This window comes from Winogradskyella eximia (assembly GCF_003386165.1).
In the GTDB taxonomy this organism is placed as follows: Bacteria; Bacteroidota; Bacteroidia; order Flavobacteriales; family Flavobacteriaceae; genus Winogradskyella; species Winogradskyella eximia.
In genome coordinates, this window is sequence record NZ_QRDV01000001.1 from 43,289 (window position 1) to 59,054 (window position 15,766).

Annotated in this window: 10 protein-coding genes; 5 read left to right on the forward strand and 5 right to left on the reverse strand. The window is 32.7% G+C overall.

Going from position 1 to position 15,766, the window contains the following annotated elements:
* Positions 1-81 precede the first annotated feature (81 nt).
* The 5 genes from DFQ10_RS00215 (at position 82) to DFQ10_RS00235 (ending at position 9,045) form a co-directional block, all read left to right on the forward strand.
* Positions 82-2,247 (forward strand): prolyl oligopeptidase family serine peptidase, encoded by a 2,166-nt coding sequence (locus DFQ10_RS00215; RefSeq protein WP_115816393.1) that lies wholly within the window; start codon positions 82-84, stop codon positions 2,245-2,247.
* A gap of 31 nt (positions 2,248-2,278) precedes the next feature.
* On the forward strand, positions 2,279-4,348 hold the full coding sequence (locus DFQ10_RS00220) for an HAD family hydrolase (protein WP_147299153.1): 2,070 nt from the start codon (positions 2,279-2,281) through the stop codon (positions 4,346-4,348).
* 151 nt (positions 4,349-4,499) lie between these two features.
* Positions 4,500-5,579: an SO2930 family diheme c-type cytochrome gene (locus tag DFQ10_RS00225; RefSeq protein ID WP_115815428.1), complete on the forward strand. Its 1,080-nt coding sequence runs from the start codon at positions 4,500-4,502 to the stop codon at positions 5,577-5,579.
* A gap of 11 nt (positions 5,580-5,590) precedes the next feature.
* Positions 5,591-8,062, forward strand: a complete 2,472-nt coding sequence (locus tag DFQ10_RS00230; RefSeq protein WP_115816394.1) for an FG-GAP-like repeat-containing protein — start codon at positions 5,591-5,593, stop codon at positions 8,060-8,062.
* 68 nt (positions 8,063-8,130) lie between these two features.
* Positions 8,131-9,045 (forward strand): ABC transporter ATP-binding protein, encoded by a 915-nt coding sequence (locus DFQ10_RS00235; RefSeq protein ID WP_115815429.1) that lies wholly within the window; start codon positions 8,131-8,133, stop codon positions 9,043-9,045.
* 210 nt (positions 9,046-9,255) lie between these two features.
* Here DFQ10_RS00235 and DFQ10_RS00240 read toward each other — a convergent pair whose 3' ends face one another.
* The 5 genes from DFQ10_RS00240 to accC all read right to left on the reverse strand — a co-directional run bounded on the left by DFQ10_RS00240 (position 9,256) and on the right by accC (position 15,733).
* Positions 9,256-9,705 carry a 3-oxoacyl-ACP synthase gene (locus tag DFQ10_RS00240; protein ID WP_115815430.1) on the reverse strand — a complete coding sequence of 150 codons (450 nt, stop codon included), beginning with the start codon at positions 9,703-9,705 and terminating at the stop codon, positions 9,256-9,258.
* Positions 9,702-10,385 (reverse strand): monofunctional biosynthetic peptidoglycan transglycosylase, encoded by a 684-nt coding sequence (gene mtgA, locus DFQ10_RS00245; RefSeq protein WP_115815431.1) that lies wholly within the window; start codon positions 10,383-10,385, stop codon positions 9,702-9,704. The genes DFQ10_RS00240 and mtgA overlap by 4 nt, the downstream gene beginning before the upstream one ends.
* A 3-nt stretch (positions 10,386-10,388) precedes the next feature.
* Positions 10,389-11,504: an NAD(P)/FAD-dependent oxidoreductase gene (locus DFQ10_RS00250; protein ID WP_115815432.1), complete on the reverse strand. Its 1,116-nt coding sequence runs from the start codon at positions 11,502-11,504 to the stop codon at positions 10,389-10,391.
* 54 nt (positions 11,505-11,558) lie between these two features.
* A complete protein-coding gene (locus tag DFQ10_RS00255; protein ID WP_115815433.1) occupies positions 11,559-14,261 on the reverse strand; it encodes a zinc-dependent metalloprotease in 2,703 nt (900 codons plus the stop codon).
* A gap of 119 nt (positions 14,262-14,380) precedes the next feature.
* Positions 14,381-15,733, reverse strand: a complete 1,353-nt coding sequence (gene accC, locus DFQ10_RS00260) for an acetyl-CoA carboxylase biotin carboxylase subunit (RefSeq protein WP_115815434.1) — start codon at positions 15,731-15,733, stop codon at positions 14,381-14,383.
* Positions 15,734-15,766 lie beyond the last annotated feature (33 nt).

Sequence of the window (15,766 nt, forward strand, 5' to 3'; positions counted from 1 at the left end):
TTTTTGATTTTTTGACAAATGTCAGAAAACGAAAGTCTTATATTTGAGGTAAATGTTATTTTATTTCGAAAACAACTAATTATGAAAAAATTACTTCTCATTGCTTTAATACTCAGTACTTTTGTTTCTTGTAAAAACGAAACTGAAACTTTGAAAACAATTACTGTAGATTACCCTAAAACCAATAAAATTGTGGTTACGGATACAATTTTTGGTGAAGCCGTAGAAGATCCTTACCGTTGGTTGGAAGATGATCGGAGCAAGGAAACTGAATCTTGGGTTAAATCTCAAAACGAAGCTACTTTTGGTTATTTAGATAATATCCCATATCGCAAAGAATTAAAAGAGCGCCTTACAAAACTATGGAACTACGAAAAAATAGGATCACCATTTAAAGAAGGCGATTATACTTATTTTTATAAAAATGACGGTTTACAAAACCAATATGTCATTTACAGATATAAAACAAGTGAAGACCCAAATACTGCCGAAGTATTCTTAGATCCAAATACATTTAAAGAAGATGGTACTATTTCATTAGGAGGTGCTAGTTTTTCAAAAGATGGTAAAACACTAGCTTATGCTATCTCTGAAGGAGGAAGTGATTGGAGAAAAATCTTAGTAATGAACACAGAAACTAAAGAAATTGTTGAAGACACTTTAGTAGATGTAAAATTCAGTGGCATGTCTTGGTACAAAAACGAAGGCTTCTACTACTCTAGCTACGACAAACCAAAAGGTAGCGAATTGTCTGCAAAAACAGATCAGCATAAACTTTATTATCACAAGTTAGGAACAAAACAATCTGAAGATCTATTAATTTTTGGTGGAACTCCAGAACAAAAACATAGGTATATTGGAGGAGGAGTTACAGAAGATGATAGATATCTAGTTATATCTGCAAGTATCTCTACTTCTGGAAACAAGCTTTTCATTAAAGACTTATCACAACCTAACAGCCAACTTATTACCGTTTTAAATCATACAGATTCTGATTCAAATATTATTGAGAATGTTGGTTCTAAACTTTATATAGCAACCAATTTAGACGCACCAAATAAAAAAATCATTACAGTTGATGCTTCTAACCCAACACCAGAAAACTGGGTGGATTTTATTCCTGAAACTAAAAATGTACTAAGTCCATCTACAGCAGGTAGTTCCTTTTTTGCTCATTATATGGTAGACGCAGTATCAAAAGTATTGCAGTATGACTATGATGGTAAACTAATTAGAGAAGTAGAATTACCAGGAGTAGGAAGTGCTAGTGGCTTTGGTGCAAAAAAAGAAGATAAAGAATTATACTATTCATTTACTAATTATGTAACGCCAGGAAGTATTTATAAATATGATATAGATAAAGGTACTTCAGAATTATACAAAAAACCGAGTATCGATTTCAATCCTGAGGCTTACGAAAGTAAACAGGTGTTTTACACATCTAAAGATGGTACTAAAGTACCTATGATTATTACTTACAAAAAAGGACTAAAGCTTAACGGTAAAAATCCAACGATTCTTTATGGCTATGGAGGATTCAATATTAGCTTAACACCAAGTTTTAGCATTGCAAATGCTGTTTGGATGGAACAAGGAGGTGTTTATGCAGTACCTAACTTACGAGGAGGTGGCGAATACGGAAAAGCTTGGCATGATGCTGGTACAAAACTTCAAAAACAAAATGTTTTTGACGACTTTATTGCTGCAGCAGAATATCTTATTTCAGAACACTATACTTCTTCAGACTATTTGGCTATAAGAGGTGGTTCTAATGGTGGTTTATTAGTTGGTGCAACTATGACGCAGCGTCCAGATTTAATGAAAGTAGCCTTACCTGCGGTTGGTGTTTTAGATATGTTACGTTATCATACATTTACAGCTGGTGCTGGTTGGGCTTACGATTATGGCACAGCAGAAGATAGCAAAGAAATGTTTTACTACCTTAAGGGTTACTCACCTGTTCATAATGTAAAAAAAGGTGTAGAATATCCTGCTACAATGGTTACCACAGGTGATCATGATGATAGAGTTGTACCAGCACATAGTTTTAAATTTGCAGCTGAATTACAAAGTAAACAAGAGGGTAATAATCCAACATTAATAAGAATAGAAACAGATGCTGGTCATGGTGCAGGTACGCCTGTAAGTAAAACCATAGATCAATATGCTGATATCTTTGGTTTCACACTTTATAACATGGGATATGAAGTGCTACCAACCAAAATTGAAGAAAAAATAAAAGGATAATATTAACTAGCTATTAATTAAATCACATTAGTTGTCACTTAACCAACTCCACAAAGAAATAGAGGAAAAGGGAATAAAATTTCTTTTTACTGACTATTACGATACTATTGTTCACAGAAGAGTGCACCCAAATTACACACAACGTATTTGGGCTAAACTTATGATTAGAGAACTAGGATTACCTATATCTATCGATGAACTTTATTTTATTAGACAAGCCTCTGTTAAATACCTAATAGGAAAACTAGGCAAAGAAGATGTTGAAATTCCGTATGAAGCTCTAAAACAAGAAATTTGTAAACGCCTTATAAATGCTGATATTATCTCAATTGATGAAAAAGAAGCATTTATTTCTCTTTTTGAGGACGCTGATGTAAGAGCAGAATCGAGTGTTCAGTATTTAAACCAAGATGTATTAGATACCTTGAAGTATTTTAAATCTAAGGGAGTAAAAGTATACTTAGTTTCCGATTTTTATGGTTCTAAAACCCTTTTTGAAAAATTACTTGTGCATCATGGCATATCAGATGTATTTGATGAAGTTTATAGTTCCGCAGAATTAGAAAAAAGCAAACATGCAGGTACAATCTACGCTCCAATTCTTTCAGAATTATCAATTGAGGCTAAAGATGTAATAATGATTGGAGACAATCTAAGAAGCGATTATACCAATGCTATAAAAAGCGGACTTAACGCCTATCAATTACCACACAAAAAGTATCTAAAGAAAAACAAACGTAATAACTTCGGAAACGATAAAAAACGCTTAAATAACATCATCAACGATGTTTATAAAACCTGTAATAAAAGATCCTCCATTCCGTATACAGAATACATTGTGTTTTATCATACATTTATTGAGCGCATGTATGAAACGGCAAAAAGAAAGAAGTTAAAGGATTTATTCTTTTTATCGCGCGAAGGACAATATCTTAAAAAGCTATTTGATTCGTATCAAGATTTTGCTGTAATAGATGAGAGTAAAAAAATAAAAACACATTATTTAAAAATATCTAGACAAGCCTCACTTCAAATTGCACTAAAAGATCTTGACGTTGAAAATTTTGGTTATTTACAAAAAAAATATAGTAACCTTTCTGTAGATGATTTTTTATTGGCAGTTAACTGTCCTGAAGATTTAAAAAAACAAATAATTTCTGAACTTAAAGTTGATGGTAATACCGTTGTTGAAGGTTTTTTCACCTCTACAATTTTTAAAAATTTAAAAGAGAATACTAAATTTAAAGCCCATTATGATGCTCATAGACATGCAAATCATGAGGCCTTTAAAACTTACATTAATTCTTTTAATTCTGATATAGAAACTAATGGGATTTCGCTTGTAGATATTGGTTGGGGAGGAACAATGCAAGAGTCTATTTACAAGTTTTTTAATTATAAAATTCCTGTTACGGGTTATTATCTTGGATTAGGAGAAATCTATGATATTCAACCAAAAACGCAGCGCTACGGACTTAATTTTTCATTATTACCTTATACAGATTATAATGACAGTATTATAATGGCTAACATGCAACTCTATGAGCAATTTTCTGCTGCAGACCACGGAAGTGCATTAGGTTATAGTTTAGACGCTAAAGATTATACATTAGAGTATCACAAACCAGAAGAAAAATGGTTATATGATAATCATATAAAAGCACACCAAGAAGAAATGTTTACTTTGCACAAAGGGCTTTTAAAACGTTTAGAAACGTTATGTTACTCTGAAGAAAATATGCAAAATGCCATGACTAAAATGGCACTTAAAGTTGGATTATTTCAAAATACCAAAAAACTAAAATTTTTAGACACCTTAAGTCATGGGTTTTACCAAAATGTTGGTAATAATCAAGTGGGAATCACCTATAAAGCTCCAAAAATTGAAAACCCAATAAAATATGGGATAAGCTTCTTAATGACACCAGAAAAGAATTTTAGATACTTAGTAAAACTAAAACCTTTGCTCTACAAAAAGAATAAACTCATAGCCGCACTCACTCCGATGTACTTAATATACCTATATTACGGAGTTAACAAATATGTTAGATTTAAAGTTTTAAACCGTTTATTCTTGCTAAAGTATAATATGTTTAAATAAAACTTTAATCTAGTTTTATGTGAATACTATTGATTTTGCACCTAAACTTTTAAGATTCAACAAAAAAACCTTAGATTTAGCTCTAATTTTTCATCCACGGTAGGGTTTTTATTCACTTAATTGTCTTATTGATGTAGTAGAGTTATTGCAAATGAAAAAAAAATACTATCTCTGTTTTCTTTTAGTTTCGCTTCTGTTTTCTTGTGCTAAAGATGATGGCTTAACTCCATTAATTATTGATCCCAATCCGGTCACTTTCGAAATAGAAAATGTACCATACCAAACACTTTCAGAATATAACTTTTTCAACGGAGATCTTAAAGACTTAAATCCAAACTCTGGTGTTATTCCATATACATTAAACTCCAGTTTATTTACAGATTACGCCAAAAAAAAACGGTTTGTTTGGATGCCAAATAATACTAAGGCAACCTATATTAGCGATGATGTTTCTTTAGATTTTCCTGTTGGTGCTGTTTTAATAAAAAATTTCTATTACGATAATGTTCTCCCAAATAATGAAACACAACTCATTGAAACGCGTTTAATGATTAGAAAAAGTGAAGGTTGGATATTTGCTAATTATATATGGAACGAAGATCAAGACGAAGCCACTTTTAACCTTAATGGCAGTTTTGTAGATTTACAATGGCAAGAAAATGGAAATACAAACACAGTACAATATAGAGTTCCATCCGAAGCTAAATGTTTTACTTGTCATAAAATACAAGAAACACCAGAACCTATTGGTCCAAAACCAAGAAACTTAAATTTGATATATGATTATGAAGAGGGATCTGATAATCAACTTAATAAATTAGTAGCCTTAGGTTACCTAGAAAATTCGCTTCCTGAAAACATTTCGCGTTTACCCAATTATAGTGACACATCTCAACCTTTAGAGTCGAGAGTTAGAGCTTACCTAGAAATTAATTGTGCACATTGCCATTCTGAAGAAACACATTGTGCATATAGACCTATGCGCTTTGGGTATAGTGATACCGAAGATTATGGTAATATGGGTGTTTGTATAGAACCAGACACTGATCTTGGAGAAGAATTAAACCATATTGTTGAACCTGGAGATGCTAGAAACTCAGTTTTACACTACAGACTAATTTCTGTAGAACCCTCTACTAGAATGCCTCTTCTTGGAAGAAGTTTAAGACACAACGAAGGTGTTGATCTCATCGAAGAATGGATAACCTCACTAAACACAGACTGCAACTAAACCAAATAACCATGAAAAAAACTTTACTAATCACATCCCTTTTTGCTTTGTTTTGCTTCACTGCAAAAGCACAAGTATTAAATCAGCCTGCCAATTGGCCCAATGAAAATTGGAGTGTTACAGGCACTTATAACCTAGCGTACTTATATGCTGATCCAACTAGTATCTCATCATTTTCATTTGACGATGACGATGCTGGTGGAACATCAGATAACAGCGTTGCTTCAGAATCTCCAATTATTGATCTGACAGCCGCTTATAATGCAAACGAAAGTGAAATATTAGTTACTTTCCAATATGTCCTAAACACTATTGGCTCTGAAGAGTTTAGATTACAGTATTGGGATGCTGATAACAGTCAATGGACAAATTGGGGAAACAAAGTTAGCGACAATACCAATTTTGGATCAAACTTCTGTAATAGAAATCGTACTTTTTTCACTAGTGACCTTTTAACTATAACCCCTTTTACAAGCAACCAGCTACAAAACTTTAGGTATCGTTTATCTTATAATGATAATTCAACTTACGGATGGGGATTTTGTATAGACTCACCAACAATAAGTTCTATGGAGCCACCTGCTTGCCCTAGTGTCCTTAATCTATCTATTAACAATGTTAATGCCAATAGTGCTCAAGCTAATTGGAATATAGGTAGTACAGAAACATCATGGGAAATAGCAATACAATTAGCTTCTGAGAACCCTCCAACCACTGGCACAACAATTACTAATTTATCTTACACATTCTCTAGTTTAACTCAAGAAACCAATTATATCGTTTATGTTAGAGCAGTCTGTGGATCTGATGGTTTTAGTCTTTGGGAAACTATAAGCTTCACTACAGGTACAGACTTATCTGAATACCCTGTTACGTTCACAGCAAATCCTATTAGCACATCTGAAACTTACGACATCGCTTTAGTTGATCTCAACGGAGATTTTTTAGATGATGTAGTTTCAGTAAGCGCAAATAATATAAATGTTCATTATCAATTAGCGTCAGGTGGCTTTAACATGGTTAACATCGCAACAACAAATGCTGATTATTCTCCTAGTTGGAGTTTAGCCGCTGGAGACTTCGATAAGAATGGTTATAACGATCTTTTATACGGAGCAACAAATGGAGTAACATTTATGAAAGCTAATGATACAGGTACAGCTTATACTGAAATATCTGGTCCGGAAGATATTTTCTCTCAACGTTCTAATTTTGTTGATATTAACAACGATGGTCATTTAGATGCTTTTGTTTGTCATGATGTTCAAGCAAATGTGTATTACATTAATGATGGTTCTGGAAATTTAAATTATTATCAAGGACAAAGTGCTGGAGTAGTTCCAAATGGACTAGGTTTAACACCTGGTGGAGGAAATTACGGTACTGTTTGGATTGATTTTGATAACGATAGAGACATGGATTTGTTTATTGCTAAATGTCGTGGAGGATCCACAACGATTAGCACCAACGAACTCTGGAGAAATGATGGAAACGGAGTTTTTGTAAATGTCGCAGATAGTAATGGATGGTACAATACTAATTATTCAGGTGTTGGACATAACAACTCTTCTAATCTTGGTGATAATGTACAAACCTGGTCTTCAGCTTGGGCAGATTATGATAACGATGGAGATATGGATGTTTATGTTGGTGCAAGTAGTGATAGTAATGGAAATTCTAAATTAATGCGCAATAATGGAGATGGTACATTTACAGATGTCACAGCTGGCTCAGGTGTTTTAGACGCATCAATGGGCATTGAAAATGCACCAGCAGATTTTGATAATGATGGTTATGTAGACATATTGACTAATGGTGATATACTTTTCAACAATGGTGATTTCACATTTACCAACTACGACAATTATATGCCGCCAACAGGTGCCATAGGAGATGCTAATAATGATGGATTCTTAGACGTATTTAGAAGTGGTAATATTCATATCAATAATACAAATTCTAATAATTGGATTAAAATAAACACCGTTGGTAATAGTAGTAATTATAACGGAATTGGAGCTAGAATTGAAATACTAACACCTTCAGGAAAACAAATTAGAGATGTAAGAAGTGGTGAAGGTTTTGAATTTATGAGTTCATTAAATACTCATTTTGGTATTGGGACAGATACAGTTATTAATAGTATAACAATATATTGGCCTTCTGGCATTGTAGATTATATTGCAAATCCAGATATAAATACGACTCATAATATTGTAGAAGGTTCTGTTTTAAGTGTTATTGATGAAACTTTAGAAGACGTTTCTATATATCCTAACCCAGTGGAAGATGAACTTAATATTAAAACCTCAGCAGATCTAAATAATAAAATTGCAACGGTTTTTGATATTAATGGGAAACGTGTTCTTAATTTAAAACTTAAATCAACTACGATAGATGTTTCTACTTTAACAAGTGGTGTTTACTTTTTAAGGTTAGAATCAGAAGGACGAGTAATGAAACGAAAGTTCATAAAGCAATAATTTAAAACCATACTTTTTTTGAAAACCGTTTGAGAAATCAAGCGGTTTTTTTGTGTTATTTTTGCATTATGTTAAAGGTAGAAAACGTCTCTTTTGGATATTCAAAAACTAAGATTTTAAAGGCTATTGACTTTAGTGTTGAAGCAGGAGAAAATCTAGCGATTATTGGAGAAAGTGGCTCAGGAAAAAGTACACTTTTAAAATTAATTTATGGCGAATACGATTTAAAACAAGGTCATATTTTTTGGAAAGACGAAGAAATCTTAGGTCCAAAACACAACTTAGTGGTTGGTTACGATTTTATGAAATACGTGACCCAAGAATTTGACCTTATGCCTTTCATTACGGTTGAAGAAAACATAGGTAAATACTTGTCACGCTTTTATCCTGAAGAAAAACAAAAACGCACAGAGGAATTAATCAAAGTTGTAGAGCTCGAAGCCTTTGCCAAAACCAAAGTAAAACTATTAAGTGGAGGACAAAAACAACGTGTTGCCATTGCTAGAGCATTGGCAAAACAACCAGAAATTTTATTACTAGATGAACCTTTTAGTCATATAGATAATTTTAAAAAACAATCACTAAGACGAAGCGTTTTTAAATATCTAAAAGAAAATAATATTGCCTGTGTTGTTGCCACTCACGATAAAAATGACGTGCTTGGTTTTGCAGACCAACTTTTAGTTATTCATCAATCAGAAATTATCGCCAAAGACACACCTCAACATATTTATAACCATCCAAAATTGCCATTAATAGCCTCATTTTTTAGCGAATTTAACGTGATAGAACCTTATGGAATTGTGTATGCTAATCAGGTTAAGATTGTAAACCAGTCAGATTTAAAAGCTGTGGTTAAAACGTCTTATTTTAATGGCAATTCTTGGTTGATTGAGGCTGAATATAATTCAGAATCTATTTTTATTGAGCACAGCTCCAATGTAAATATAGGTAAGATTATCTTCATAAAAGTTTCAAAATAATTTGAACCACTTTTTAATTGCTATAAATTGATTGTGTATTATTATTTGAAATTATCAGATAAATTTAAATAATTTTGAGAAAAAGAATTTAATTTTTCAAAAAACACAAGAAAAGTTTTATTGCTTATAAGGCCTAAACAATTGATTTAAAATAAGGAAAAATGATTTAGTAGTATTTGAACTACTTTCTTAACGATAAAAAAAATCGTTTTACAAAACTTCAAGAATTTCAAACTTAGCATCCCTAAAAGCTACCTTATCACCAACACCTTTTGACAATAATAATTGCGCAATAGGTGTCGCGGCAGAAATAGCATAATAAGTAGTTTTATCTATTACTATTTCGCCAGCACTAACAGCAATAAAATAATTGGCTTGTGTTGTTTTTATTACAGAACCTAATGCCACTTTTTGGTGTTTAGATTCCACATTTACCTTATGAAGAATTTGCTTTTGTTTTTCGATTTCTGCTAACTGATGACCTGCTTTTTCACGTTCTAATTGTAGCATTGCTCGTCCTGTTTCGTGCTTATCACCTGCACTACTCTTAGTTTCAGACTGTAGTGAATTTTGAATATCTAAAATGGCTTTATTCACCGTTATTAAACGTTGCTCAACAAATACTAAACACAAATTATACAATTGTTCTTTTATTGTCATTTTTTATCCTTTAATTGAAACTCACCATAGAATTTCATTTGCTTTACAATCCATTGCTTTCGTTTTTGAATATAGTTAGTAGCAGGATTAGCACGGTATTTTCTTGGGTTTGGCAATATTGAAGCTATTGCTGCAGCTTCATAAGCACTTAAATTAGCTGCCGATTTTTTAAACCAATATTGAGAGGCAGCTTCAACACCATAGATACCAGGTCCCATTTCAATACTATTTAAATAGACTTCTAAAATGCGGTCTTTGGTCCAAATATTTTCAATTAAAAACGTAAAATAACTTTCTAACCCTTTACGCAGCCAACTGCGATCTGGCCATAAGAATACATTTTTAGCTGTTTGCTGACTAATAGTACTACCTCCTCTAATCCGTTTTCCCTTTTTATTGTATTCATAAGCTTTTTCAATAGCTTCAATATCAAAACCGCTATGTTCTAAAAACTTCTGATCTTCACTACAAATCACAGCTAATTGTATGTTTTTAGAGATTTTATCAATTGAAACCCAATCGTGTTTCCAATTATTAGTTTCATTAGTATTTTCAAAATAACGGATAAACATTAAAGGAGTCGCTTGTACTGGAACATATTTAAATAGAACCACCAACCCAATAGATAAGACAACACACCAAAAAACTAGTTTACCAAAAAATCTTAACAATTTTCTCATTTATTACTCTACTAAATCTGCTAATTCTTTACCTACTAAACTACCAATTGCTATTCCCATACCACCTAAACGTACTCCACAATATACATTATCTGATAATTGTTTTACAATCGCTTTTTTCTGTTTTCCAACTCCCATAATTCCACTCCAACGATGCTCAACTTCCACTTCTAAATTTGGTAAAATAGTGGTTTTTAATAGTTCTTCTAGTTTATTTTGAATGGTTTGTGTTTCTGCAAATTCTGTAGTTTCCTCTGCTTTAAAATCGAGATTTCTACCACCACCAAGCAATATCCTATTATCTATATTTCTAAAATAATAATAACCTTCATCTAGATGAAATGTACCTTTAATATGAAGGTTTTTTATAGGTTTAGTAATTAAAACTTGCGCTCTTGCTGGTTTTACTTTAGGAATATTAAGCTGTTTTGCAAATCCGTTAGTAGCAATAAAAAGTTTCTTTGTTGTTAGATTGAAATGGTTGGTTTTAATTTTTACTGTATTTAAATCTTCTGAAAATGCTTCGACGGTAGTATTATTCAATATTTTAATTCCTAATGATTGTACTTTTTTTAATAAAGCATCCATCATTTTTCCGGTATCAATTTGACCTTCAAATTGATTAAAACTATAATTAGATATTACATTTTTGAAACCAAGATTATTAGCTTTAAAAGCAAACACTTCAGTATTAAATATTGGATATAGCAATTGGTTAATTTCATCTTGCTTAGTTAAGCACAAATTATAAAGTGCTTCATTAGACTCTAGAAACAGTTCATAACCACCCAAATTTTGATAACCTATAGTTTTGTCGCTTAAAGTTTCTCGAAGCATCCGAAGCCCATTAATACGCTTTTTAACTAATTCTAAAACTTCTTCTTTAGAATGATGTTTTAAATCATCTATTATTTCACTTAAACTTCCAAAACACGCAAAACCTGCATTTTTTGTACTCGCTCCTTGTGGAAGAATTCCTTTTTCAAGAATTAAAATTTTAGATGTTGGATATCGTTGTTTTAATTGCAATGCACAATTAAGACCTACAATTCCACTTCCAACAATTGTAAAATCAATGTTAGTTAACCAATTTTTTATTTCCCAATAAGATAAATTCATAGCATAAAAAAAGCTCCTAAATATTTAGGAGCTTTTAAAATATAAATTAAATTCTTAATCTACTATTATTTTCTTGGTCACTTTTCTTGAGCCATCTGAAATGGTTAACATATAAACACCCGATTGTGCGTTATTAAGTTGTACCACTTCTTCAAATCTACTAACGCTACTATAAATTTTATTATAGATTGAACGCCCTCTCATATCATAAACATCAATTGAAATCGCTTCACCAGATTTTGGATTAAATCCAACATTAAACGATCCGTTGTTAGGATTAGGATAGATCGCTAGGTTATCAAGCTCATTTTCTTCAACACTCAAAGATTCTACACAGAATTCTAATGACCAATTTTGTAATATACCTGTATCACCAGAAAAGAAATCTGCAATTAAAATTGTCCAATCTCCTTGAGCATTCAACCCTGTAAATTCTGATAATGGTTCTGATGGATTATAAGTATTCCCAGATCCAGTCAATGCACAATCTATTTCTGATGCATTATCTTCGAATTCAATAAGTATATCATCATTATCACTACAATTTCCAGACCAAACATTAACCTCAGTAGTACCATCTGGATGAATTAATCTTACTAATAAATCTCCAACATAAGTATGTGCTATGTCTACATTAAACTTAAGAGATTCAATAGTAAAATTATCAGGAACATTAATAGTTCTTATCAAAGGTGTACCATTTGCAGGGTTAGAACCCGAACCTGTACCATCTGCTATTGCAGCGTTTGCATTGTTATCACTATAAGTAGTACATGAGACAGAAGCACCACCTACTGCAAAATTATTACTATTAACGTTAAAAAATATACCATTTGCTGCTTCAACCATTATTCTACTACTAAAAGATACAACGTTAGGCACCGTTATGATGTGTGAACCATCATTTGGTGTGTTAGAAGCTAAAACAGTATCAAAATTGTTACCACCATCGGTAGATAATAAAATATTAACATTGGCTTCATTTACGCCATTTCCAGTTGTTCCTGCGACATCCCAAGTAATTGTTTGGGTAGAACCTGCTGCCCAAGAAATTCCACTTACATTCTGCGATGTAACAGTAAAAGGTCCTGCGGCTGTAGTTACTGTTGCTATCATCTGATCTACATCTGTTTGCCCTCCACTTGCATCATTATCTCTTACAGTTAATAAGAACTTTATATTTCTATTAACCATTGCTAGTTTTTCCCATGTAGTAGAAACTCCTCCATTACTTATTATATCTGATAATCTAGGAATATATCTAACTGGGTCAGCTGTACCTTCAAATGATCTTACTAATGGTCCAGAAGTTGAAGTTTCAGTAGGCAATCCTGCTGTTCCCAAATCGTATTGTTCCCAAGTATAAGTTAGTGTTGACATTCCATCGACATCAGATGAACCACTTCCATCTAATTTATAAGGCGTTCCTTGTGGAATTGTATAATCCGCACCTGCAATAGCTACTGGTTCAGTGTTACCAGTTGCAGACCTATTTACAGGACAAGAACCTGTACTTGTAACGTGAGACCAAATACGATTAATACTATTTTGGTGAAAATAAGCATCAGATCCTATTTGAATATTGTCTGAGCCACAGATACCTGCATAAGCCATTATAGTAGATCCACTTCCTGGCTCATAGGCATTTGAGGCTGATCTATTTCCACCTGCACAACTACCAACAGTACCATTAAAAGTGTGAGGAGCACCAAATTGATGACCCAACTCATGTGCAACATAATCGATATCAAAAGAATCACCAATAGGTTGTCCTATACCAGTTACACCACTTGCTTTAGCACTATTTACACACGTTACACCCAAACCTGCTAATCCTCCGGCTCCAGTACTAAACGTATGTCCGATATCGTAATTAGATGAACCAATTGTAGCGTTTATTTGACTTTGACTCTGACTAATTAAAGTCCCTGTATTATTATTATTAAAAGGATCTGTTGAAGCATTGGTATAAATAATACTAGTATTATTAGCTACCAAAGTCATTGTTATTGACAAATCTCTTTCGTATACTCCATTAACTCTTGTAATAGTTACAACTATTGCAGCTAATGCACCTGCCGTAGTTCCTCCATGAAAAGCAGCGTATTCTCCTGTACAAGCTACAGCAAGACGATAATTTCTTAACATTCCGTCATCAGCATTTCTTGCTTGAGTTGTATCTTCAAAAGATCTATCTAAAGTTTCTAAACCATCAATAACACCACATTCAAAGTCAAAATTTCTAGCCTCTAAATTTTTCTTAGCATAAACGGTATAGATATTCCCTGTTGTAGAAAATGGATCTATAAACTGGGTACCATTAGACGTTCCTAAAAACATAGCATGTAAACCTTTTGGTGTGATACTAAATCTAATTATTTCTGTAGGATTGTCAATACCTTGACCTGCATAGGTTCTCATGTTAGGAAACTGAGCTTGAAGCTCTGGCTCCATTATAGAGGCTTCAAATACTCTAAACTTATTTAGTTTGCCTTCTGAATTAGGGAAAGAAATTACTGTATTTCCTTGATTTTCTCTATCCCCAACATTTAGTAATGCATTTTTTAATCCTTCAAGGTTTAATTGGAAAAATTTCTCTGTTTTGAGTTCAATTTTTCTTAAAACTTGTTCTGACTGTTTTGCTTTAGATCCGCTAACACTTGTCCACAATTCATTTGAATTTTGTGAGGTAGCAGATAAAGACATAAATGCTATTACAATTGTCGCAATTTTTATTACGTAATTTTTATTCATCATATGTGATTTTTTTTAATCCATAAATTTAGTGTATTTTTCCTATAATTAAAAAAATGTCATAAATTCATTTAAAAACTCTTATAAGTAAAAAACCCAAACTGAAAAGTTTGGGTTTTTATTTAATCTTCTATTTCCTTCTTCATTTCGAAATCTTCCATAAATTTAGTAGTATAGTTTCCTGCTAAATAATCTGGATGATCCATTAACTGTCGATGGAATGGTATGGTAGTTTTAATGCCCTCTATTACGAATTCATCTAAAGCACGCTTCATTTTATTGATAGCTTCTTCACGCGTTTGAGCTGTTGTAATCAGCTTTGCAATCATTGAATCATAATTAGGAGGAATGCTATAACCAGCATATACATGAGTATCTAATCTTACGCCATGACCTCCTGGTGCATGTAACGTTGTAATTCTTCCTGGAGAAGGTCTAAAGTCGTTAAATGGATCTTCTGCATTTATTCTACATTCAATAGAATGTAAATTTGGAGTATAATTTTTACCAGAAATTGGTACTCCTGCTGCTACTAAGATTTGTTCACGGATTAAATCGAAATCAATAACTTGTTCTGTTATTGGGTGTTCTACTTGAATACGTGTATTCATCTCCATAAAGTAGAAATTTCTGTGTTTATCTACTAAGAATTCCACTGTTCCGGCTCCTTCATACTTAATGTACTCAGCTGCTTTTACTGCAGCTTTACCCATTTTAGTTCTCAATTTATCTGTCATAAATGGAGAAGGCACCTCTTCTGTTAATTTTTGATGACGTCTTTGTATAGAACAATCTCTTTCTGAGAGATGACATGCTTTACCACGAGAATCACCAACAATTTGTATTTCTATATGACGAGGCTCTTCAATAAGCTTCTCCATATACATATCATCATTTCCAAATGCAGCTTTAGATTCTGCACGCGCAGATTCCCATGCATTTTGAAGATCTTCTGGTTTCCAAACGGCACGCATACCTTTACCTCCACCACCTGCAGAAGCTTTAAGCATTACAGGATAACCTGTTTCTTTAGCTACTTTTTTACAGTCTTCAAAGGTTTCAATAATTCCTTCACTTCCTGGCACACATGGTACACCTGCAGCTTTCATGGTCGCTTTGGCATTTGCCTTGTCTCCCATTCTATTAATCATTTCTTCAGAAGCACCAATAAATTTTATACCATGCTCTTCACAAATTTTAGAAAATTTAGCATTTTCTGATAAAAAACCATAACCTGGATGAATCGCATCTGCATTTGTAATTTCTGCTGCTGCAATAATATTGGCTATTTTAAGATAAGACAAATTACTTGCTGGCGGACCAATACAAACAGCTTCGTCTGCAAACTTAACATGTAGGCTATCTGCATCTGCAGTTGAATAAACTGCGACGGTTTTAATTCCCATTTCTTTACAGGTTCTTATAACTCTAAGCGCTATTTCACCTCTATTGGCAATTAGTATTTTTTTAAACATAACTTTTAGGTATTTAAAATTTCAAATTCCAAA

Excerpts from the sequence above, each read along its gene's own strand:
- DFQ10_RS00255 (WP_115815433.1), bottom strand. The coding sequence starts at position 14,261 with ATGATGAATAAAAATTACGTAATAAAAATTGCGACAATTGTAATAGCA.
- accC (WP_115815434.1), bottom strand. The coding sequence starts at position 15,733 with ATGTTTAAAAAAATACTAATTGCCAATAGAGGTGAAATAGCGCTTAGA.
- mtgA (WP_115815431.1), bottom strand. The coding sequence starts at position 10,385 with ATGAGAAAATTGTTAAGATTTTTTGGTAAACTAGTTTTTTGGTGTGTT.
- DFQ10_RS00250 (WP_115815432.1), bottom strand. The coding sequence starts at position 11,504 with ATGAATTTATCTTATTGGGAAATAAAAAATTGGTTAACTAACATTGAT.
- DFQ10_RS00230 (WP_115816394.1), top strand. The coding sequence starts at position 5,591 with ATGAAAAAAACTTTACTAATCACATCCCTTTTTGCTTTGTTTTGCTTC.
- DFQ10_RS00235 (WP_115815429.1), top strand. The coding sequence starts at position 8,131 with ATGTTAAAGGTAGAAAACGTCTCTTTTGGATATTCAAAAACTAAGATT.
- DFQ10_RS00225 (WP_115815428.1), top strand. The coding sequence starts at position 4,500 with ATGAAAAAAAAATACTATCTCTGTTTTCTTTTAGTTTCGCTTCTGTTT.
- DFQ10_RS00215 (WP_115816393.1), top strand. The coding sequence starts at position 82 with ATGAAAAAATTACTTCTCATTGCTTTAATACTCAGTACTTTTGTTTCT.
- DFQ10_RS00240 (WP_115815430.1), bottom strand. The coding sequence starts at position 9,705 with ATGACAATAAAAGAACAATTGTATAATTTGTGTTTAGTATTTGTTGAG.